The organism is Paenibacillus sp. FSL R10-2734 (assembly GCF_037963865.1).
Taxonomy (GTDB): domain Bacteria; phylum Bacillota; class Bacilli; order Paenibacillales; family Paenibacillaceae; genus Paenibacillus_AQ.
Genome location: NZ_CP150170.1, coordinates 7,146,924 through 7,170,033, shown reverse-complemented (window position 1 = coordinate 7,170,033; position 23,110 = coordinate 7,146,924). Strand labels below are relative to the sequence as shown.

At 40.2% G+C, this 23,110-nt stretch carries 17 protein-coding genes and 1 pseudogene; 13 read left to right on the top strand and 5 right to left on the bottom strand.

The genetic code is table 11. The features are described from left to right. Positions 1-39 precede the first annotated feature (39 nt). The gene (gene rlmD, locus NSS67_RS31070; protein ID WP_339317634.1) at positions 40-1,518 is read left to right on the top strand and encodes a 23S rRNA (uracil(1939)-C(5))-methyltransferase RlmD; all 1,479 of its coding nucleotides are present in this window, start codon (positions 40-42) and stop codon (positions 1,516-1,518) included. 3 nt (positions 1,519-1,521) lie between these two features. On the opposite strand, the gene NSS67_RS31065 is transcribed toward rlmD, so the two are convergent. Continuing rightward, the gene (locus tag NSS67_RS31065; protein WP_339317633.1) at positions 1,522-3,039 is read right to left on the bottom strand and encodes a recombinase family protein; all 1,518 of its coding nucleotides are present in this window, start codon (positions 3,037-3,039) and stop codon (positions 1,522-1,524) included. Between the two features lie 146 nt (positions 3,040-3,185). On the opposite strand from NSS67_RS31065, the gene NSS67_RS31060 reads away from it, so the two are divergent. Continuing rightward, positions 3,186-3,335, top strand: coding sequence for a hypothetical protein (locus tag NSS67_RS31060; protein ID WP_339317632.1), 150 nt, complete (start codon positions 3,186-3,188; stop codon positions 3,333-3,335). A gap of 435 nt (positions 3,336-3,770) precedes the next feature. Continuing rightward, positions 3,771-6,671, top strand: a complete 2,901-nt coding sequence (locus NSS67_RS31055) for a hypothetical protein (RefSeq protein WP_339317631.1) — start codon at positions 3,771-3,773, stop codon at positions 6,669-6,671. A 429-nt stretch (positions 6,672-7,100) separates the two neighbouring features. Here NSS67_RS31055 and NSS67_RS31050 read toward each other — a convergent pair whose 3' ends face one another. From NSS67_RS31050 to NSS67_RS31040, 3 genes are all read right to left on the bottom strand, one after another. Continuing rightward, on the bottom strand, positions 7,101-7,334 hold the full coding sequence (locus NSS67_RS31050; RefSeq protein WP_339317630.1) for a hypothetical protein: 234 nt from the start codon (positions 7,332-7,334) through the stop codon (positions 7,101-7,103). An 81-nt stretch (positions 7,335-7,415) separates the two neighbouring features. Beyond that, positions 7,416-8,180 (bottom strand): S-layer homology domain-containing protein, encoded by a 765-nt coding sequence (locus tag NSS67_RS31045; RefSeq protein WP_339317629.1) that lies wholly within the window; start codon positions 8,178-8,180, stop codon positions 7,416-7,418. Positions 8,181-8,346: 166 nt separating this feature from the next. Next, complete coding sequence (locus NSS67_RS31040; protein WP_339317628.1) at positions 8,347-8,841, bottom strand: transposase; 495 nt, start codon at positions 8,839-8,841, stop codon at positions 8,347-8,349. A gap of 160 nt (positions 8,842-9,001) precedes the next feature. On the opposite strand from NSS67_RS31040, the gene NSS67_RS31035 reads away from it, so the two are divergent. The 6 genes from NSS67_RS31035 (at position 9,002) to NSS67_RS31010 (ending at position 15,504) form a co-directional block, all read left to right on the top strand. Further along, positions 9,002-9,346 (top strand): helix-turn-helix transcriptional regulator, encoded by a 345-nt coding sequence (locus NSS67_RS31035; RefSeq protein WP_339317627.1) that lies wholly within the window; start codon positions 9,002-9,004, stop codon positions 9,344-9,346. A 533-nt stretch (positions 9,347-9,879) separates the two neighbouring features. Then, a complete protein-coding gene (locus NSS67_RS31030; RefSeq protein ID WP_339317626.1) occupies positions 9,880-11,184 on the top strand; it encodes an ABC-three component system protein in 1,305 nt (434 codons plus the stop codon). Continuing rightward, positions 11,171-11,632 carry an ABC-three component system middle component 4 gene (locus tag NSS67_RS31025; protein ID WP_339317625.1) on the top strand — a complete coding sequence of 154 codons (462 nt, stop codon included), beginning with the start codon at positions 11,171-11,173 and terminating at the stop codon, positions 11,630-11,632. The genes NSS67_RS31030 and NSS67_RS31025 overlap by 14 nt, the downstream gene beginning before the upstream one ends. Continuing rightward, positions 11,629-13,530, top strand: a complete 1,902-nt coding sequence (locus tag NSS67_RS31020; protein ID WP_339317624.1) for a hypothetical protein — start codon at positions 11,629-11,631, stop codon at positions 13,528-13,530. Before NSS67_RS31025 ends, NSS67_RS31020 begins: the two co-directional genes overlap by 4 nt. Before the next feature lie 165 nt (positions 13,531-13,695). After that, positions 13,696-14,895: a DUF262 domain-containing protein gene (locus NSS67_RS31015; protein WP_339317623.1), complete on the top strand. Its 1,200-nt coding sequence runs from the start codon at positions 13,696-13,698 to the stop codon at positions 14,893-14,895. A 9-nt stretch (positions 14,896-14,904) separates the two neighbouring features. After that, a complete protein-coding gene (locus tag NSS67_RS31010; RefSeq protein WP_339317622.1) occupies positions 14,905-15,504 on the top strand; it encodes a HEPN domain-containing protein in 600 nt (199 codons plus the stop codon). A 716-nt stretch (positions 15,505-16,220) separates the two neighbouring features. Here the strand turns inward: NSS67_RS31010 and NSS67_RS31005 are convergent. Further along, positions 16,221-18,011, bottom strand: a complete 1,791-nt coding sequence (locus NSS67_RS31005) for a flavocytochrome c (RefSeq protein WP_339317621.1) — start codon at positions 18,009-18,011, stop codon at positions 16,221-16,223. A gap of 224 nt (positions 18,012-18,235) precedes the next feature. Here NSS67_RS31005 and NSS67_RS31000 point away from each other — a divergent pair, with 224 nt between their 5' ends. From NSS67_RS31000 to NSS67_RS30985, 4 genes and pseudogenes are all read left to right on the top strand, one after another. Continuing rightward, positions 18,236-19,873: a sensor histidine kinase gene (locus NSS67_RS31000; protein ID WP_339317620.1), complete on the top strand. Its 1,638-nt coding sequence runs from the start codon at positions 18,236-18,238 to the stop codon at positions 19,871-19,873. Continuing rightward, a complete protein-coding gene (locus tag NSS67_RS30995; protein ID WP_339317619.1) occupies positions 19,842-20,630 on the top strand; it encodes a response regulator in 789 nt (262 codons plus the stop codon). The genes NSS67_RS31000 and NSS67_RS30995 overlap by 32 nt, the downstream gene beginning before the upstream one ends. Before the next feature lie 56 nt (positions 20,631-20,686). Then, on the top strand, positions 20,687-20,821 hold the full coding sequence (locus NSS67_RS30990) for a hypothetical protein (protein WP_339317618.1): 135 nt from the start codon (positions 20,687-20,689) through the stop codon (positions 20,819-20,821). 503 nt (positions 20,822-21,324) lie between these two features. Further along, a pseudogene (locus tag NSS67_RS30985) lies at positions 21,325-23,064 on the top strand (DUF4855 domain-containing protein); the annotation flags it as partial. Positions 23,065-23,110: the final 46 nt, after the last annotated feature.

Sequence of the window (23,110 nt, the reverse complement as noted above, 5' to 3'; positions counted from 1 at the left end):
TTATACAGCGATGATAATGAAAGAAGTGAACTATAAATAATGAGTAAACACCGCAGTGGACGCAGCACCAGCCGCCCAGTCGGCAAGGCGCCTGTCGCCGGACTGCCTGTGAATAAGAATGATGAGGTTATGCTCGATATTATCGGCATGACCCATGAAGGCGAAGGGGTAGGCCGCGTAGAAGGCTTTACCCTTTTTGTGCAGGGAGCCCTTCCCGGAGAGAAGGTCCGGGCAAAGGTGCTCAAGACCAAGAAGCAGTATGGCTACGCCAAGCTGTTGAATATAGTGGAGGCGAGCAGCGCCCGCATCGCGGCGCCTTGCGAGATCTATGACCAATGCGGCGGCTGTCAGCTGCAGCATATGGACTACACTGCCCAGCTGGCGTGGAAACGGCAGCTGGTGGTGGACAACCTGGAGCGGATTGGGAAGCTGCGGGTGAGTGGTGCTACTGCTGGCGGGGTTGCTGAAGGAGCTCAGGCGGATGGGGTTCTTGTCCGTCCTACACTCGGTATGGACGAGCCTTGGCGCTATCGCAATAAGGCTCAGGTGCCGATTGGCGTAACAGAAGGCGGTCTCGTGGGCGGCTTTTATGCACGGGGAAGTCATCGTATCGTCGATATGGAAACATGCTTGATCCAGCATGAGGATAATGATGACGTTGTGCGCAAGGTGAAAGGCATTGGCAGAGATCTCGGCATCTCTGCTTATAATGAAGAAACCGGCCGCGGCCTGCTGCGCCATGTCGTCGTGAAAAAAGCCTTCCGCACCGGTGAAATGATGCTCGTGCTCGTAACCAACGGCCGCGACATCCCGCACCTGGATGCCTGGCTCGGCAGCATCCGCGAACAGCTGTCGGATGTAGTCAGCATCTGTCAGAACGTCAACACCCAGCGCACGAATGTCATCTTCGGGGATGAAACCCGCGTCCTGTGGGGCAGAGACGTTATCTATGATTACATCGGCGATGTACAGTTCGCTATCTCAGCGCGTTCGTTCTATCAAGTGAACCCGGCACAGACCGAGGTGCTGTACGGTAAAACCGTTGAATATGCCGGACTAACTGGCAATGAAACGGTTATCGATGCCTATTGCGGCATCGGTACGATCTCTCTCTTTCTGGCGCAGCATGCGGCTAAGGTATACGGTGTGGAGATTGTACCGGAAGCTATTGAGGATGCCCGGGCGAATGCGAAGTTGAATGAGATGAAGAATGTAGTGTTTGAGGTAGGTGCATCTGAGGATGTAATCCCGAATTGGAAAGAGCAGGGGATTACGGCTGATGTTATCGTAGTCGATCCACCGCGTAAAGGCTGCGATCCGCGGTTGTTAGAGACGATTCTGGCGATGAAGCCGGAGCGTGTGGTTTATGTGTCTTGTAATCCATCGACATTAGCAAGGGACTTGCGGGTGTTGGAAGATGGCGGGTACAAAACAGTGGAGGTAACTCCGGTGGATATGTTCCCGCATACGGTACATGTGGAGTGTACAGTGTGGCTAAAACGGATGGGACAGGATTAATTTCTATGCCCCATGTATAAGTTTTGGATGAGCGATATTGTAATGTATTTTTATGTTTCCATCACTGTAGACTTCAATCTTCTGAATGAGCTTCATGACAATTTGCTTGAGTATCCGCTCATCCTCGAAATTGAGATGCAGCAATTTCTTCACTTGTTTTTCAAAGACTTGGATGTTTGTATCCAGGTCTTTTTCGTTTTTTACCTGCGTCATCAGTTCAGCCTTTCGTACAGAAAGCAAGGCGTTTTCATTTCGTATCAGAGTATTTTGAGTACGCCATTCCTCTTGTGTAAGCTCGCCCTCATTTAAGAGATCAAGTAACCTGCTCTGTTTCTTTGCTAGTAGGGAGAGTTTACTTTCAACTTTACGTAATTCTTTGTCGAGATTGTCAGCATTATATCCTGATTCTTTTTTGAATATCTCAACAAGTTTACGGGTATTAATCTGGTTACCTGCAGTCAACAACTTCAGATGCTGTCTCACCTTTGAGAGCAGGTCGTCTGCCTTTATATAGTGAGAGCTGCAGTACTTCTTTCCATATTTTCCGTATTTTCCGCACGTATATCCGCCCCTGTCCTTTTTAAAATGCATTCCCATTCCGCAATCGGCACAAACGGCGATGTGTGCAAAAAGGCTCTCTTGACCGTTACTTCGACGTTCCCCTTTTGTTTTCAACTTCATCTGAGCTTCGTGAAACTCTTCCATCGAGATAAGGGAGGGGTGTGTATTAGGGACAACAGTCTGCTGCTCAGCGGGTATCTCCTTACGCTGATTAGTTCGTAGACTGATAGTCTCAGTCCTATTCTGCACCATGTTACCTGTATAGAGGGGGTTGGTGAGAATAAGCTTTATTGTACTTTGTTGCCAAAGGACACCTGCATTCTTAGCCCCCGCTATTGTCCTCGGTGTTGGGATACCCGCGTTATTTAGATACCTCGACAACTTATATAGACCCATATTTTCGTAAAGATAGAGACGAAATAACTCCTTTACAATAAGTGAGTATTTCGGATCAAGTTCTAGTATATTTCCGTTCTTTATATAGCCGAACGGTGGAAGGGAGCCGTTGAATTTGCCTTTGGCTGCTTTTTCACGTCTACCGAACTTGACTCGTTTCGAAGTGGCTTCACTTTCCTGTTGAGCGACAGACAAGTGTATTGAGAACATCAACTCTCCATCGGCGGTTTTAGTATCAATGTTTTGTTCTATGAAAATCATTCCGATCCCGAGGTTGTCCAATTCACGTTTTATGTTGATTCCGTCTTGAATGTCGCGTGCGAAGCGGGATATGGACTTGAACAACACATATTCGAAATTTTTGGCCCTAGCATCCCTTAGTAGACGCTGTAGATCGCTTCGGCCCTTAATACTCGTTCCGCTGACACCTTCATCTTTGTAGACATCATATATCGTACCAGACCTTTCCTCGACATAACGATTGAAGAAAGCGATTTGGTGACCGACACTTTCCTTTTGACTATCATGATCAGTACTTACACGTGCATATATGGCGTATCGCATAGGTGTAGTCCTCCTAAAGAGTTTCTAGTGCCTTATACGATGTGCCCCCGCCAAGAATTTAGTTGAATGAATAATAATTTTTCTTTGCTCACCTCCTAAACAATAGCAACCCAAGGTCGTATAAAGGGGTGGGGAGGTGAGAAGTTATGAGCATACTTCATGAGTACAATGGAGAACAGAACATTCAGGAAGCTCTAGAAGAACTGTGTAGAGTTCTATTAAAATCAGGTCTACTTACTGCTGATGTCGAGATTATCGACAACAGAATAGATGGTCACATTACCTATAGTGAGTAGAATGTTAACGAGAAATGAGTTCTTCGCTAGTAAATCAAATTTACAATTTTCAACTTTGTTTCCTCCTTCCAATTTGATTTTGCTTTCATAAAGATTAAAAGCACATTCTCGTTGCATATGGAAGAGTACTAGAGTATGAAATGATCCGATTATAATGATTCTTACCCCACCCAGTACCTAGAAAAGTCGTTACAAATACTGGTGAGATAGGGTGCTTCATTATATACCGGAGAATTTTTTCTGAAGAGTTGTTGCGGATTTGAGGTTGTGAACTCTTTGCAGCTATTCAGTAAGACGTTATTTAAACAGAAGTGAGGTATTCGGACTCCTATTCTTATCAGATAGGGGACATTCTCTAGTATATATATATATTAGAAATTGTCCTCTTTTAGAAATCATGAGTCCACCGCCTCTAAAAATAAAAGGGGAATTGAAATGACTAGTTTAATAACAGTACCACGCTTGGATAACCTTGCAGATACATTGCTATACTTCGCGGCGGGTGATCAACATATACCGATTCTTTTATTAGAAGATTCAAAGAAAGGGAAACAGTCTAGCACACGTAAAGATAATGTGTATTTGGGCTGTATAAACCTTTCAATTCCAATTTTAATTGATGAGGTCGAAAATGAAAGACTTGGTATTTGCCTTTATCTGAACGGCAGTTCAAAGGATGAGCAAGTACGTGGCATTCGATGGCATTTTGTTGATATGGATGAAGGCACTAAAGAGGAGCAATGGAGTAGAATACAGAAATCCAAACTTCAACCAACAATGATCTATGAGGGGCGGGCGGGTTTTAAGCTGCTTTATAAGATTAAGGAGGCTTATTGGGATATATCTACTCCTGACACTATTGCAAAGTCCATCACCCATTTTAAGAATGTTCAACAGCAACTAGTGGAATTTTTCGAAGCAGACAGATCGGTAATTAACCCATCTAATGCATTACGTTCTCCTTTTGCGTCTAATTATAAGGAATATCCTGAACGCGTGGTCACAGAAACTATAGTTTTTTTTGACCCACAAATTGAATATTCGCAGACCGAAATTATTGAAGCATTCCCGCCCGTTCATAAGAAGCATTTCGTTAGAAAGCCGATATCTTCAAGATATTCAGAGACGGAGTCGGAGCAAATTATATCGATGTTTATATCAAATCTCGAAATGGAAGGCAAGGAATTTGTAGACTACGGGGATCGTCTTGCATTCCAATGTCCTGTTCATGGAGATAATAAACCATCAGCATATATGTATAAAGAAAATCTACTTGTTCACTGTTCTTCTGGGAGTGCGGGTGGAGGCTGTGAAATTGAAAACGGAAAACCGCTCAAGTGGGTGGCCGAAAAGTTAGAATGGGAGGACTTAATTGATGTACTTAATGATATGGAGTCTGTTAAGGAACAGAAGTATCTCGATTTACAGCTTACCGATTTTATAAGACCGCAAGTTGTTCCGCTTGTTGAAGATTTTGGTGCTCAAAGAGACATTGTTATCGGGGTTATGGAACTTATGTCTGCTCAAATGGAACGGCGCAATATAATTTTCGATCCAACGACTCGCCAAGTTATACAAAGTATGACGTATTATACGGCGGTAAATAATGTGAATCCAATCTGCATTCCATTACCTCCTGGAGGCGGCAAGAGTACTTGGCTTCAGACATATCTCAAATATCTACTGAAATATGATTTGTTTAATGCAGGAGCGGTAATTGTTGTCGAACGCATTGAGACTGCAAAGCAAATCGTTGAGGAGCTTGGGTTGTATGAAGTTTTATGGAATTTGGACGCCCCATATTGGAATGAGCAACCTGCTGCCTATGTTATGGAGAGTGCGTTTAGCTCAGAATACTGCGTTAAGGAACCCAAAGAGTATACCTACGGTATTTGTAGAGGGTGTGATGAGCGATTCGCCTGTGAAACGTTTAAAAAGTATGATGAACAAAAAAAGTATCCGATTGTTATTCTATCCCATAGCAGATTGGAGATGGAGGGAGAACGTCTGGATACGTACGCTACTTGGTATGATATTAACCGAATTGAACATCCTCGTAGGCTCCTTATTATCGATGAGAAACCACCCCTTGTCACCATCACTCCTTTGACATTGGAGGATATACTACATGTGGAAGGACAAATCCGCAATATGCAGGAGCATCTGAATCAGTTTGATGGAGTTATATCTATTCTAGAGAAAGTAAAAGACCTATTTCACCAGGACGAGGATGATATAAAATGTATTCTTTCAATGGAAAGAGATTTTAGTTTTGACTGTCACCCCATTTGGAACCGTCATTATCATGGAACCAATCCTCAACTTCTGAAGAAGGTTGAATTGCTTATACGGGACGGGGGCAACTGGAGTAGGCAGCCAGATGGTTCTAACACGATTACCGTTTCTAATATTAATCCACTACAGTTTGATGATTATAACGTAATCATTCTGGATGGAACTGCTGCTACTGATGTTGATTATCAAGTTATGAGGGACAGGATAGATATTTTGGATATCCCAAAGGGGTACCGTGCTTATTCAAATGCAACTTTTCACGTTGCTGAGTTATCAACGACCAAGACAAAATTGCGTAAAAATAATGAAATCCTGACTGAGCTTGCTACTCATATTAAGTTGATCTCGTCCGAAAATAAAGTTCTTGTTCTTTGTTATAAGGAGTTTAAAGAGCGATTAAGTGAGTTGTTTTCTGATGAAGTACGAGCGGGGCAGGTTCTAATTAACCATTTTGGTAATGTAAAGGGGTCAAATGAATATCAATTCTGTACAGCTGTAGTACTGGTAAACCTCCTTAATAAAGGAGAGCCATATTATGCATCTAAATTCGGTCTTCTTAATGGCAAATCTCCATCTGGTATAATTAATCCTATTAGAGGAGTTAGGAGGAATCATAACCTAGAAGAAGAAAAGATCAAACTGAGTGATCAATTGGTATCCGTTATTCAGGATGTCTCCCGTATAGCCCTTCGAATCAAAGATTTTAATGCCTCTGTTCATGTATACATATGTACGAAAGATCGGGTATTAACCAAGTTAGTGAATGAATACTTCCAGGGAAGCACCTTCGAAAAGTGGGATACTGGTATAGGAAGACCTTTTTGGTACGAAGCTTTTTCAGAGGTGTTGAGCGCTCTTTCCCCATGTGAGACAATTACTAAATCTGAGATTTGCGAGCTCTTGGGTCTTACAACATCCAGCGGAAAAAGACAGTTTAGGAGAATCCAGGAAAAACCTGAATTTAAGGAACTGCTTCGTTATCATGATATAGTTGAACTAAACACCCGGAAATACGTTAAAGAGATCACCTTAGTAGAGTAATCTCTTAACAATAAAAATATTTAATAGCTGGCTATATTTAAGATAGTTAATTGCAATCGAAAGACACATTCTTCCCCACCCGAAGAATTACTTCCCCCAGTGGTATCCACATCTTATGCAGGTATTAACTTGCTTGTTGCTTCCTAAAAATCCTCCCAATAATCCAGCGCTACCTAATAGTAAACCACCTGCTGCTGCTTTACTCATACTAAACCCTTTTCTTTCTGCGGAGATCTGATTTGATTGGCACTTTGGACATCGTATTTCAGCAGATGAGGAGGGCGGTGAATCAAAATATTGTCGTGGCTGATTTTGAGAATATCTTGTATACTCACGACTACTTCGCTGAATTGCTTCTTGTTATAGTCTACGGTTACGTTCTTGTTGAGTCTCCAATTTTTAGTCCCTCGCTCATCTTTATAATCGTAATCATTGTTCGTCAGGTGGATAAATCCATTTACCCTTATGGTGTTCAGAGAATAATTGGATAGCTTTTAACCATTCGTTCTCCTCCATATTCCAAAGGCTAGAGGCTAGATTTTCCTCTCCTTTATAGTGTGAAAGAATATTTTCAATTAATTGTCCAAAGCGCATATCCGGCATGGTGTCCCAGCAATTTTTCAATGCATTCATAACAAGTGGAATTCGTTCTATATCTCTCATTATTGAAACCTCCCGCCACACTTAGTATTTGCTCTTTACTTTTTTATTCAACTTGGGTTGTAGTAGAGAAAGTGTAATGGATTAGTTTTCTAATAGAATATACAGTCTATGTAGGATTGTTGTAGCCTCAGCCCGAGTTACTTTATCCGTTGGTCTGAATTTTCCGTTAGCTCCAGCCATAATTCCTTTAGTAATAACAGAATATAGAATTTCAGCTTTTATATTTTCTAAGTCGCCATCATAGGTAGTTCCAAGTTCGTCCGTATAAGTAAAAATCATTGGAGTAAAGAGTGTGGACATTTCCATACCTATTCTAGATCTTGTTTTTATATCTTTATATCCAGCTATGGTGTCCAAGATTTCCTCAGGCCCAGGTCTGTCGCTGATATTGGTAATGTCTCCTTTAATTTTGAGTTCTTCAGTAAGAAGACCTACTAGTATTGAGAAATCCCACCGCGTTAGTTGTTTATCAGGAGCCAAGTAAAGATTATTTTTACTGTCAAAGTGATCTGCAAATGACCAACCATCCTGATTGAATAGGGCAGAAAAGTCCTTAGTTGCCCAATGACCTTTTGTATCGGAAAAGGGAGATGCTATGTTAGCGGTAGAGCCCACTTTAGGGAATAGAGCATGATACATATGGGCGAATTCTGCTTTGGTGACGGGCTTCTCAGGTTTAAACGTACCGTCTGAATATCCATTCACGATCTGTTTGTCCACCATAAATGTAATCGCCGGGGCGGCCCAGTTTGATTGCGGTACGTCAGAGAAACTACTTGCTGCAATAACAGGTTTTGCTGATACCAGTGTAAGTGAAGCTAGTATAGTAATCATTACTTTTTTCATAAAAAATTCCTCCAGATTCTTCATTCTGATTCTGTGCTCTCGGTTTCGTTTATGCTACTGTACTCTTTATAAGTGTGTAGGATAATCCATGGATCTATATGTATTTTCTCGGCCTATAGGTAAGGCTAAATAGGCCGCAGAGCTGGTAAAAGATAATTGCAGAGAATTATCTTTTACGGTTATTCGTAGGGCGGGGTATAGATGGTGATAGGTTATTAGAGATGCTACTCTTGCTATGTGATAGCATATCATTATCATCAGCGTGATTATTCATCTGAGAGAAGTTACGCATCATTACGGCAAACTGCCCTTGCATCTTCATGAGAGTGTCCATCACACAATACTCCATTCTGGTAGTTAAGGCTGCAATATCGGCCATAAACTGATCCTGGGAGCCAACTGAACTTAAATGATCGAGCTTTTGTTGTATCTCTTTCATTTGAAGTAGGATTACTTGCAAGTCATAGTTTTCGGTATTTTGAGGTCGGCTAGTAGGTTCAATTAATTGAATATCTGTGACTTTAGAGAATGAACTCTTCCATTTATACACCAACTTAACATTTATTCCATACTTTCTTGCAACCGCGGCAGTATTGTTACTTTCTTCTACCTCCTTTAAGACCTTTTTCTTGAAATCTAAGTTGTATACATTTCGTGCCATAGTTTTCCATCCCATTCATTATAATAGTATTTTAAAATCACATTGGTGTAGATATAATAACATAATTAAATACTTTTGTTTTATATATAACGTAAATACAGCCTATAGTTTCTGGAAAATATCAGTTAGTATCCTCAAAGTGAGATTGAGGTGGTAATTGATGAGCGACTTGAAATATGCATTGGGAGTAAAAATAAGAAATTATAGGAAGGGGCGGGGATATAGCCAGGAAGAGTTAGCTAATCTTGCTAATCTACATACCGTATATATTGGACAACTTGAACGTGGAGAGAAGAGTCCTACGATTGATAGTCTAGAAGGGATTGTAGATGCGTTAGGGATAAGTTTTGAAGAACTATTTCGGCATATTAAACCTGCACCTAATGATCAAGAAAGTGTTGTATTAAATGAGATTATTACCAAAGTTCAAATTAGGAGCACAGAAGAACAACAAAGCATAAGTAAAATGATTGATCTGTTATTGGAGTGGAAGGAATTCAAGTGAATAGTGAAAAGGACGGTACTCTTGTAATAGGGACCGTTCTTTTTTTTATTTTCTATAATCGAAGTTCTTATTAGTTATTCCACATTGCTGAATTTATGCTAGCTTCGTTACCTTGGTTCGAATGAAAAGTGGGTGCAAGGTGCGTATTCATTAGGTTAATCTAATGCATAAATTCACAACAATCTACACTAATACATTGAATTAAGACCAGTAGGAAGTGAGTGACATAATTCAAGAATTATTAGCAGATCATTCTGGGATAAATATAACATGCAATAGTAGTGTGAATGTAGAGGTTTTGCCACGACTAAATTATATGAAAAGAAAGGGAATTCATCTGTACGGAAAGATATAGGTTTATTAACGTTCCCAGTTGATCTGAAGTAACTTAAGAGGACTTTATGGAAATGAAACTCTAAATAATCGGATATATATTCCATTTACGAAGGGTTCTGAGATATTGCCGTCGAATAGGTTATTTATTGGATAATTTGAACTATTAGAAGTTATTATAGGCATTTGGGAGGATATAAATGACTGATCAAAACATCACTCATCTTAGAAAAATTTATTCTCAAGGGAGATTAGTCCCTTTCATTGGTGCGGGATTATCAGTTCCTTTTAAAATACCTAATTGGGGAGATCTAATAAATGATTTGTCCTCTGATGTTCCTACTCAACTTTTGCCTGCTATAGAGTTCGAGATACTTAACAAGAACTATTGGAATGCAGTTGATTTACTGATGAGATACGGGAAATATGACGAGCGGCAAATTCAAGAGGGAATAGTCCGTTTAATACTGTCAAAGCAGGTTAAGTGTCCAAACGAAGAGGATCATAATTACTCGGATATAGGAAGACTAGATTTCCAGCGTATATTGACTACAAACTATGACCAATGGCTTTTTGAATATTTACAAGGTGAGCGTCTATATCCTCAAATTTTGAGTCAATCTACCGTAAGCTCCCATGAATTAGTATTAGATCAATCACCAAAACGAATTTGGCATCTTCATGGTAATATCTCTGATACTGGTTCGCTTGTTCTTACAAGAACAAAATATAATCAAGTTTATTCTGAAGAAAAATACAAAAGGTTATTTTCTTTGCTTTCTGGAAGCTGTGTTTTGTTATTTATTGGGTTTTCGTTTGACGATGAGTATATCAGGCAACTTTTAATGGATTACAATGATACTTTTCATGCTAGGCATTTCATCCTTTTAGATCAGCCAAGTGAAGAAATAACTGCGGAATTAAAAGAAAAATATAGACTTGAAGTTATTCCCTATGACTCGACAAACTCCAGTCATGTTAAGGAAATACGTAGAGTTTTAAATGAGTTAAGTGCTACGGATACCCAGCCTCCTTCGTTTACAGAAGATGATGCGCTATTTGTGGAGCTGCCTGATCCTGAAATAAAAGCGGGTTTAAATAACAATTTATTTTGTAAAAAAATCAAACTAGAGAAAATTGATAATGAAACATATGAGCAGAGTAAAGATTTTTTCTTTTTCGCTGATAAATATATCAGAAAATTAAGGAAAAAACGCTTTGATGAAAGAGTAATAGGTACAATTTTGACGGTATGTGCAATGAGATATATAGACATTAAAAAGATGAGCTATGGAACTCATTTCGATAGTCAATTTTTAATAGATGAAGTTCATAAACAGTTTGGTAATATTGAATACGGAAGGTTGACTAAGGTAATCCAAGATTGCCTTCCATACAATTTTGAAAATAAAGGGTTAATACATGTATTGGCAAATGATTGGGAAAAAGATATTTGGTGGGGGGATAATAGGATGGATAAGGAAGAATATTATGCAGAACAATAATTTACCAGCCTCTCTTAGACTGCTTTTCAATAATCCTTTCTTAGAAATGATGAATGTCCTTTTTATAATAAACGCTTTTAGCAATAAATCAGGATTGAATATCAGACATATATTATTTTATTATAGTCTCGCTTTATCCGATAATGAAGTGACTATCTTCAATATTGATACCAAGCCAAATGATTTACAAGATAGTGAAAATGTATATTTTGATATTCAGAGGCAAATAAAGGTTATAATTTTGAATCTATATTCTCAAAACTATATAAGTATCTCTAATGATAAAACCGAGAACTATAGTTGCTCAATGACAACAGAAGGACTACAAATGATTTCACAATTAGAAAGTCCCTACTATAAAAAACTACAAGAACGTATTGAGGGAATAAAAAAACAAACCAAGTATTCTGTTGAATCAGAAAAAATAATTATGGGAGTTAAAAAATGATCCAATCCATACGAATCAATAAGTTGATTGTTGAAGGGGACTTCTACAAAAGAACCTTTCCTTTTGAAGCAGGACTTAATATTATTTCTGGTGATAGCTATAGTGGTAAGTCACTCATTTTGAAATTAATTGACTACTGTCTTGGGGATAAAGAAAAAATAAACTTGAATGTACAGAAAGAGCTTGGACAGTTTTGTGACTTTGTGTTTTTAGAAATTGAGATAATGGGAATCACACTTACGTTAAAAAGAGAATTGAAACAAAATACTTCTAAAATTCATATTTATTATGCAGAAGCAAATGAAATTTCATCATTTATACCCAAAATTATCAATTTACAAGAGTTATCAAGATTTATTCTGGATTTGTTAGAAATACCTGAATTTAAAAGGATGAAAAATAAGGCTCATGATACAACTAAAACAACAGAGTCAATTTCATTTAGAGATATTCTTCGATTTGTATATATTAATCAACATGAGTTAGGAACTAAAAATTTTCTGAGTTACGAAAATCATTTTGTTAGACCAAAGAATAAACCGACCTTTCAGTTACTGCACAAACTTATCAATCCTGATCTAGATGCACTTATCCAACAAATTGTTGATAATGAGAATAAGATCAAGCAATTAGAAAAATCAATTGATGGTTTAAATCAGTATCTTAAAGAACGGGATGCAGAAGATCAGTTGGTGTTGCAAAGTGATTTAAGTAGATTAGCTGATAAAATCGGTGAAAAAAAGGCAGAAAAGCTTAAGCTTCTTCAGCAAATAAATGATAAAAAGAGTAGAACTAATGAATTGTACGATGAAGTTAAACATGAGGTGATAAAACAAGCGAGTGAACTGTCAAATATAGAGGAGATTCGAAGAAGCATACAATTTTCTTTAAGTAGCAAAACTGAGCTCTTGAATGATTATATAAAAGAAATGGAAGAAATGGCTGCAACAAAAGAAGCATTCTTTCATTATAAACATGATGATCATGAGCATTATTGTCCATTATGTGCATCATTATTAAAGTTGAATCTTTCTCCCATGGAAAGTCATGAATCAATTACTCAAGCAATAGATCAATTAAATAAAAAAACTTCTACCTTAAAGGCATCTATCCAGCAGAATCAGTCCTCACTTAATGAAGCCAATTCTTATATAGAACAAGTAAAAGGTAGGAAAGAAATCTACGATAGGGCTTTTAAAAAGTTTTCAGAGAATATTGAGACTCCATTCCTTGCCGAAATTGAGGTGATTAACAGTTTTATATCCTCTTTTCAACATAATGAAAATCTTGTCAAAGAATTTCTTCGGGTTCACAAGAAAATTGAAGAGAAGAATATAGAAATTAGCTCTACTCTAAGAACATTAGAGAAGCTAAGAATACAGGAACAAGGACTGCGGGTTGAAGAGGATATAGAGGAAGATACATTGAAACATTTGAATACAGAGTATCGAGCGTTATTAGAAAGGTTTAATTTTTCAACAAATCCATTGGTTGATTACATAAATACTGAATCTTATATGCCATACTACCACAATGCAAGTGTATTTGAGCATGAGAGTGGCGGATTGGTTATGTGTATACAAATTGCATACCTTGGGGCTATATTAAAGTTGAAAATTGATCAACCTGAATTGAATCATCCAGGAATACTTATGTTTGATACAGTTAGTAAATATTTAGGTATTAATGCTAGTGTTTCGGATGATGACAGGTTAGATCCACAAAGTTATAAAGCGATATATAATTTTCTTATTGAACTTCAGGATAACATCCAAATTATTATTGTAGATAACACTCCTCCAGATATTGCAATTGAATATATAAAGTATGAGTTTTATCGGAATGACCTTAAGGGCTTTATTAATATGGACCTTAATGAGAAGAGGAGCATAAAATAATATCATTGAAGCATCGGATAGAAGCTATACCTCTGTCAAGTCAGGATAACATCTGTTGCTTTTTAAGGAAATTGGTCCTTACCTATTAAGCTTTCAATTCCACAAGAAATATATTATTAAGGCGTTGTTCTGCAAGATGTAAGTAATTTTGTGAGGTGAATTAGCATGGGATATGAGTATGATAATGAGTTTGAGTTAATTGGTGAGGAAAATGAAGAAGATTTGCTTATTGAAAACCTTCAAGTATTTAATCAAGCAGTAATATGGGGAACGGATTGGACCACAGAAACAATTATTTCTCAATTGCAAAAAGACAATATTGATTTAGATCCTAAGTTTCAAAGAAGGGATGCATGGGATCAATATGATAAGAGTAGATTGATTGAATCATTAATTCTAGGTCTTCCTGTCCCGCCAATTATTTTAGCAGAGCGCAAAGGAGTGAAGAATAAGTATATAGTTATTGATGGGAAACAAAGGTTGTTAACCTTGAGACAGTTTAGTGCATCAGAAAATGATGATTTTGACATGTTAGTTTTAAAAAATCTACAGTTTTTAACATCTCTTAATGGTAAGACCTTTAATGATTTAGAAGACAATTTTGAATTTAATGATTATAAAACACAATTTGAAAATCAAACAATTAGGACGATCGTCATTAGAAATTGGCCAAATGAAAAATTTTTATATGCTGTTTTCCTTAGATTAAACACTGGCAGTAAGAAGCTATCTCCGCAAGAGTTAAGGCAAGCATTGCATCCGGGTGATTTTCTAGATTTTTTAGATGAAGAAACTGCTAAAAGTGAAGTCTTTATGCGAGTATTAAGAAACTCCAAACCCGATGCAAGAATGAGAGATGTAGAGTTAGCTCTGAGGTATTTCGCATTTAAACATAATATAGGCGATTTTCATGGTAATTTAAAAGAATTTTTGGATGGTACATGTGAAGAGTTGAATGGGTTGTGGGAGCTTAAAAAAAATAATTTTAAAGAGGACTTTAATAATCTGGAAGAAGCAATTAGGATTACCATGGATATATTCGGGGAGAAGGAAGCCTTTAGTAGATACTCAAATGGGTACAGCAATAGGTTTAATAGAGCGTTATATGAAGTATTCACATACTATTTATCCATTCCTGAAGTAAGGGAACAATTGGAAGGGAAAAAAGGTACCTTTAAAGAAATGTTTGAAATGATTAGTCAAAAAGATAGAGCATTTAATGATTCGATTAGCTCAACAACTAAAGATATTCGTAAATTAATTTATCGTTTCACAAAAATACATGCCGTTCTAAAAGAAATAATTGACTGTGAGATTCCAAGACTAAACGTAACAGATGGCACAGTCTCGGTAGAATGGGGCTGAGTGTGAGTTATGTCAAATCCTAAATTATCACGTAGATTTAGTGATTTAGATCGAAGGCTAACCCAATTGAATAAAAATTTAATAGGTAGTTTTAAAAATAGAAATGTCTCAGACTTAACCAAAAGACAAATGGATTTAGCTAGGGGATTTAGAGTACTATGTCATGCAGAATTCGAGGCATACTTTGAAGATAGAGCAACTGAAATGTTGAGTGGAGCTAGAAGAAAATGGAATGAGAGTCAAAAGGTGAGCACTACTATCGCTGCACTTTTTGCTCACTATGAAAAAATAGAAACTAAACAAACATTAAGTTCAAAAGTAAATCAAATATGTATAGGGTTTGAAAGAGATAGGATTAAAAAAAACCACGGTATTAAAGAGGATAATATTTACAAGCTATTTATCCCATTAGGACTTGAGAAAGATGATTTTGATTCAACATGGTTATCTACTCTGGATTCATATGGGGAAAATCGAGGAAATACTGCTCATACAGCAGCAAGAACACAGCAACCAATCGATGTTACCACAGAATTATCAACAATTAACTTAATTTTAAATGGATTAAAGGATTTTGATGTTTTTATTAATAAGAAGATAAAACAATAGTGAATTTTATTGGACAGGCTATTAGAAATTCTATTTTTTCTATCCTGAGCTATATTTAGAATTTAGCAAGTGGAAATCATGTTTGGATCAGAATTTAAATCTAAGTTAAGTCCGTGGTATATTTAGAAGAGTCTGAGTATATCAAGAAATGTGCCAGACTATGATTATATAGTCTGGCTTTACATTTGGGGGCACATCTATATAAGATTTGTTCGCACTGTACACACGACACACGTAGAATCGGTAGCTTTGTTGGTGAGGGATGTAACAGTGATTCAACCCCCTTTACTTACTTGAGTTTTCCAGTGTGGTACAGATTGAAACATTGGAGGCACAGATAGAGGAGATCAGACTTGATGTGAAATTGATGTGAAAATCTACCGGATTTGAGCCTGATGTAAAGAAGACACTAGGAAATTTGAAGGAACCCTTGTCAAGTAGACACTAAATAATTGCTATAGTTTTAGTGATAGTACCAGAAAAGAAATGGGCAATTTTAATTCCACTAACGGAGAACGATAAAAGAGCAGCGAGTTAGACGAGCGTAGCCCCTAGGCTCCACCATAAAAAACCGCCCTGTTCGCAATGTTGCTGACAGGGCGGTTTGCTATGTCATAGAGGGCAACTTGAAAGTTAGCATTCAACCTGCACTCTACAAACTATCTTGCACGTTTTTAAGGCTAACTTATTAATAGAGCAGTTACACAAACATAAGATTACTCTGCTACAACTTGTTTGCCTGCAATCCGGCCGAATGTGAATATATCAGCGATGGCATTACCGCCAAGACGGTTTGCACCATGAATAACCCCTGTTACTTCACCTGCAGCGAACAGCCCAGGGATGACTTCGCCTTTTTCATTCAATACGCGAGTCTTCTCGTCGATCACCAATCCGCCCATTGTATGGTGAACGGATGGTACAGCTTTTTCGATGTAGTAAGGGCCTTTTTCAAGAGATTTCAATCCACCGCGATGTTTGAAATCAAGGTCTTTACCTGTTTTCGCATAATCATTTACTTTATTAATCGTTTCTTTCAAAGTGTTCACGTCAATTTTGAAGAAATCAGCCGCCTCTTCAATCGTATCGGCTTTAAAGAGCAAGCCTTGTTTAACGAGTTGATCGTATTCGTCTTGATGAACTTCGATCGTTTTACCGATATCCTCAATGCCTTGATTCCATAATTGATACGTATATCCGCCCGTTTGGGCAAGAATTGCTTTAGAAATAACGTCACGACGTTCTAATTCCTCGACGAAGCGCTTGCCTTCTTGGTTAATCAGGATCGCACCATCGAAGCGGGAGTCTGCAACCAGGGAAATAACACCTGTCTCAGGATTACAGATTGGATACGTTTGAATATTCTCCATGTTTGTCAGTTTGGCGCCAATCGTTTCTGCCATAACGATACCGTCACCTGTAGATCCTGGTGTATCGGTAGACATATATTTTTCATCCATTTTAGGGTTATACTTTTTACGCATCTCTACATTGGATCCAAAACCACCAGTAGCGATGATGACGCCTTTGTTCGCATGGAATGTGATCTTGTCGCCAGTACCCGAAGTCGCAGTTACACCGGTTACTTTTCCGCTTTCGTCCTTCAACAAGGTTTCGGCTTTCATATTCGTTTTGATCGTGATTCGGTCAGCGTCTGTTTTGGCTTTTAACTTGGTAATCAATTCAGCACCTGTATGACCTACAGGAATCAACGCACGTTTTCTGGAATGGCCTCCAAATTGGAACAGATGATCAGGTAAGAACTCTACCTTGATATCATCGCGCAGCCATTCGGCAGATGATAGAGCATTGTCGGCAAGAATACGAACCATCTTTGGATCCCCGAGGTTGTCTCCGCCTTTCATCGTATCATTATAGAACAAATCAGCCGTGTCATCTGTGATGCCAAGAGCACGTTCAACCCAGTTGTCCGGCGCATTCATCTCACCACCGGAGATCAATGTGTTGCCGCCAACAGCTGGCATTTTCTCGAGTAGAACTACATTAGCTCCAGCGCTCTTCGCTTCGATAGCCGCACTAAAGCCAGCACCCCCGGCACCGATGACGACAACATCATAGGTTTGCTCGACTTCTTCTTTGTCTTTGCTTCTACTGACTGCAGCGCCAGCGACAAGGGTAAGTCCAGACTTCGTAATTGCATCTTGAATTGCTTCGAGATATCCTTTGCTTGTAACCGTAGATCCGCTAATGGCATCAACTTTTGCGCTGTTAGTTGCCATGACATCTTCCTTGAGCTGCGTATAAACAGGTTCTGCAAGTACTTCATTTTCCTTATGCTCTGTTACTTTAATGTCAGTGATCTTGTTATCTAATAAGGAAACTTGTACTTTAATATCGCCATGTTTACCTTGCCCAACTCCTTCAAAGACTTGAACTCCGTTTGCATCTGCAGCGGGTGCTGCATCTTTACCGCCGCAGGCAGCAAGCGTGAACATAAGACTGAGGACTAGTAGAATAGATAACAGCTTTTTCGTGTGAGTTTGCATAATATCTCCTTCATTCTGTTGTGAATTGGTTACATACACTAGGGAGAGGAAGATTTGCTAGGCAAATCCTTTATCTCTAGCCTAGACATGAATGGTATTTCATGTGAAAATATGCACAAGACCTATTATAGATTTAGTACAGCATTATGTATTTGCACAGATTAGCGTTTTTTTGTCTTTTTCGGGCATGTAAGAAACGGATATTGTGAAGGGCTATGATTACAATGAAATCAATTCACTTAAAAATTACGTTAATTGCAGGAGGCTGCTTCTTGCTGCTGTTCGTTGCATTGCTTGTAACAATATATTTGGAGATGAACCATACGGTTGTCCCTTTGAATAAGAACTTAACGCAGCAAGTGGTTACTGCACGCAGCGACCAGATCGATTATTGGTTTAATCAGCGCATCGGTGAGATAGACATGTTTGCTTCTCTAGCTTCGGACCACCATTGGACACGAGATGATTTGCTGCAAGAGATCGATAAGTTCGAGGCGAAGAAGCAAGTAGAGTACGAATCCATACGCGTGGTGGATATTCACGGAAATTCCTGGTCAGCAAGGGACAAGCCTTTTTCGATACTAAACCGACCCTACTATCGAAAACTACTGCAAAATTCAGATTCCAATTATGTGGTGAGCAATCCGATCGTATCCAAAGCGAATGCAGCCGAAATCGTCGTCATTCTCTATCGCGTGAATCCATCGGTGAATGATGAGGTAGCTTATATTGCCGCAGCCGTCTCCGTCAAGAAGATGAAGGAGATTGCTCAAGATGTAATGCTATATGACCAGTCAGGCCAGCTTATCGTCGATTGCAGAGAGCTGGGTGAAGGAGATGGAGCGGAGGATACAGCAGATAAGAAGAACATGAGTGTATTTGAGGCTCCAATTCTAAATGTGGAAGGCTGGAAGCTAGTACTCGAAGTACCGAATTCAAGTCTATCGCTAGCGGTGATCAAAACCCAGCGGACTGCATTGCTGGTAGGCGTTCTTATCGGTAGTGCGTTTATCGTCTTTCTGATGCTGCTTGCTTCTTCCATTATTCGTCCAATTCAGTCGCTTCGCCAGGTAATGGAAAATGTGCAGAACGGCAACCAAACCATACGAGCAGATGTTACGCGCTCGGATGAGATCGGTGATCTTGGGCGAAGCTTCAATGACATGCTTGTTCAATTATACGCTGTGGAGCAGGACCGAAAGGAGATGGAACTCAGACTGATTCATGAGCAGATCAAGCCGCACTTTTTATACAACACATTGGATACGATCCAGTGGATGGCAATGGAACATGGAGCAGACAATGTGGTGGAGATGGTGGAAGCGCTTAGCGCGTATTTCCGATTAGGGCTTGGCACAGGCAGTCCCTACATTCTGCTTGATCAGGAGTTGTACCACGTCGAGAGTTATCTTCATATTCAAGGCGTGCGATATGAGGAGATTCTGGACTATGAGCTTCGATATGATGAAAAGCTTGCTCAGTGCCAAGTCGTTCGCTTCATGCTGCAGCCGTTGGTGGAAAATGCGATTTATCACGGGATTAAGCCACTTGGGGATCAAAAGTGCAAAATTTCGATTACAGCATATAAACAGGTCGATTATTTGGTCATTAAGGTTGAAAATAATGGGGTTATGATTCCTGAAGAGAAGCTTGAACAGATGAATCAAGCCCTTCTTGATGATAAATATGATCGTTCTGCCACAGGCTTTGGGCTATACAGTGTGAACCATCGCATTCGACTAGCTTACGGGGTGCCATATGGCCTTGCAGTGAAGAGCGAAGATGGCATTACCGTTATGGTCATTCGTATACCTTTGGAAGGGGAGTGGAATGAAGTTGTGGAAGATTGTCATCGTCGATGATGAAACGATCATTCGCAAAGGCTTGCGACAATACATTGAGGAGAGTTCGTATCTTTTTGAAGTTGCAGGAGAAGCGAAAAGTGCAAACGAAGCATTGAATATGGTGGAGGAAGCCCAACCACATGTATGTCTTGTGGACATCAACATGCCGAATATGAATGGGCTCGATCTGATGAATATATTGCGCGAACGCTGCCCGTCGGTTCTGGTTGTCATCATCAGCGGCTACGATAACTTTGAATATGCACGTCAAGCCGTGCAACTGCAAGCATTCGATTATGTATTGAAACCTGTGCCGAAGAGTGATCTGAACAAGCTGCTTCATCGGATCGATGAGCATCTTCAGGCAAAATATCCTTTGCATTCACATGAAAGCAGGGTGGATAAGGAGCGGGAGCTTCCCGGGTATACAGGGGATGGAACAGTGCTTATCCAAAAAGTGACCGAGTATATTGACAGTCATTATCAGGATCCGGAGCTGTCTATTACTCGAGTAGCAGCGCTATTTCATATCAACCAAACCTATCTTAGCAAGCGTATGAAGCAAGAAATCGGTGCTTCATTCCTTGACTATGTCACCGAGCTTCGGATATCGAAGGCGAAGGAGATTCTGGATGACGTAATGCCGAATATCAAAATCGGGGATCTGGCCGTGAAGGTAGGGTATAAGAGCCAGTACTATTTTAGTCGTGTGTTTAAAAATAGAGTCGGCTCAAGCCCCTTAGAGTACAAAAAGCATCCGTTCGGTTATGGATAGGAGGGCCATTCTCGTCCTGTTGTATATAATAGGATTGAAGCCCTCTGCAGCACGCCATGGATGCTATGCTCGGAGCCGCCTTCTATCAATACGGTTGGACGGAAATCTATTTGCCGCTTGCCAAGCTGCTGATGATGGCCGTTATTTTCTTCGGCGTGGGCATTAATTTAGTAGAACGCCGCAGCAATTAGGCGCCACCATATATAAACACGACGCAACCTCGAGGGGGTTGCGTTTTTTATTTGGCGGATTGCTTAGAGGTGCCATCCCAATTTCTTCACTTTGCTAGACACAGGCATATCATCCACATAATTTACAATGCCAGATTTTAAGTCTAAAGCTAACAAGATGGCATTCAGCTTTGCGAATACCGTGAAGCAATTCCTCAGCACACTACATTGATAGAAAATAGGTAGGACCTAAGGAGGTAAGCGCTATCTTTATACCTATAAAAACGCGACGTGAAGGCCTTCATGTCAACAAGTGTATACCCAATGTCATTAATTATCTATTTGAAAGAAAGGCCACTTTTCATAATGTTACTATAAGGACATTGACATATGTTATAAGCTTCTATGACGTGTCGGAATCTCGGAAGGGAGGAAAGAGCATCGAGGTAAGCTGAAATGGAAGCATATACCATTTAGGAGATTGATGTTTCTTAACTCAAGAATCAGAAGGGAGTTAGTACGATATGAAGAGGAGTAGAAAATGGGTAGCTCTCGTCATGGTTGCGATCATGATCGTAACGATGATGCCGATCGCGCAAGCGGAAGAGGCGCTGCCGCCTACACAGACAGAGGAACAGACACCAGCGAACCCGCCGGGCGAAGCCGATCCGGTCGAGGTGACGAATCCATCAGACCTACCGGGAGCGGGTACGGAGGGTGTTATTGCGTCAGTGTATGGGGCGGTATATCACAATCTTGTAGCGGGCTTATCTTATGAGTGGTCGCAAGAGCCGGATGCTTCCTATCCGGATGAAGGCAACACACTTACGGATGGTATATATGGGGCAAGCAATAGATCCGACGTAGTATGGGTTGGACATCATTTGAGTAAGACACGCGAAGTTGTGTTTGATTTGGGGGCGAAGAAATCCATCACGGGTATTAAAGCCAATTTCCTCGAAGATTGGCCAACGAACAATGTACTCGTGCCACTCACGGTATCGATGTATGTCTCCGATGACAAGGTGAACTGGGGACTGCTAAAAGACAATGCCACGCAGAAGCTGTGGAATGACGGCAAATACACGGAGACCTATGTGTGGGACGGCAGCAAGGACGGCATTAAAGCGATCGGCCCAGATGCGAAAATCGCGTATGCTCGGTACGTCAAAGTGACGTTCTCCATGCATCCTTCGGCGATGACCCTCGTGGATGAGATTGAAATTATCGGTCAAGACGGGCAAGCAGCGGGAGCGGTAACCGTGCCGACGCAGGAGGCGAAGCTCCTGGCGCCTGGCGAAGCGACGGCGGGCATTCAGGATCTTGGACTGCTCAATAACGGACATTATGCGGATAAACCTGGAATAGGGAATTGGAAGAAGGACCGGATTATTCCGAATATCAGTTACGTGGATAAGGATAATAATCCGACGGCATGGCTCTTCGACGGCATCCTCTATCTCGGGACGAACTCTCCAGAAGGACGCAGTTTCGGGGCGGGGTCGGGTAATCCATCCATTCTTGCAGACTGGAAATGGTATTTGGAAAAAACGTTTGCGGCAACTGGCGATATGCAGCAGTTGAATGAAGCGACAAAACAAGTCGGTCAGAAGCTCGGCGAACCGAATCATAAGACAAAGGTTGTTCTGATGATTCCGTATCCGGATGAGGGCGTAGTCAATTTCGGAGATCTCGGTGACGGAAATCTCAACTTTACTGGCCACAATTAGCAAGCGCTTACAAATCGTGCGAAGGCAACGCAATGGTATATCAATGAGGTGAAGTCGCTCTGGCCTGAGGAGAAATATCCGAATCTTGAACTGGTAGGCATGTACTGGCTGGAAGAACAAATCGGCATCGATGCAGCCGGTCCGGACTTGGTGAAAGCTGTAAGTGAGCAAGTGCATGCGGAGAATATGAAATTTTTCTGGATTCCGCATTCCTTGGCGTACAAGGCTTATATGTGGAAGGATGTCGGCTTCGATGCGGTAGCGCTCCAACCGAACTATTTCTTCGCGCCGATAGGTTATGATCGTTTTGAAGATGCTTCGAACATCGCGAAGCTTTATGGGATGACTAATGAGTTCGAGTTCGATGATCGGATGCTGACGGACGGTGTGTTCCGGGAGAGGTATATCGATTACTTGAACAGCGGTGCGAAGACAGGGCTCATGAAGGATGGCTTCAAACCGTATTACCAAGGCAACAATGCAGTCTATAACACCGCGGTAAGTAAAGATCCAGCGACACGCGTTCTTTACGACTGGCTGTATCAATTTGTTAAAGGAACGTATCAGGTCAACGAGGCTC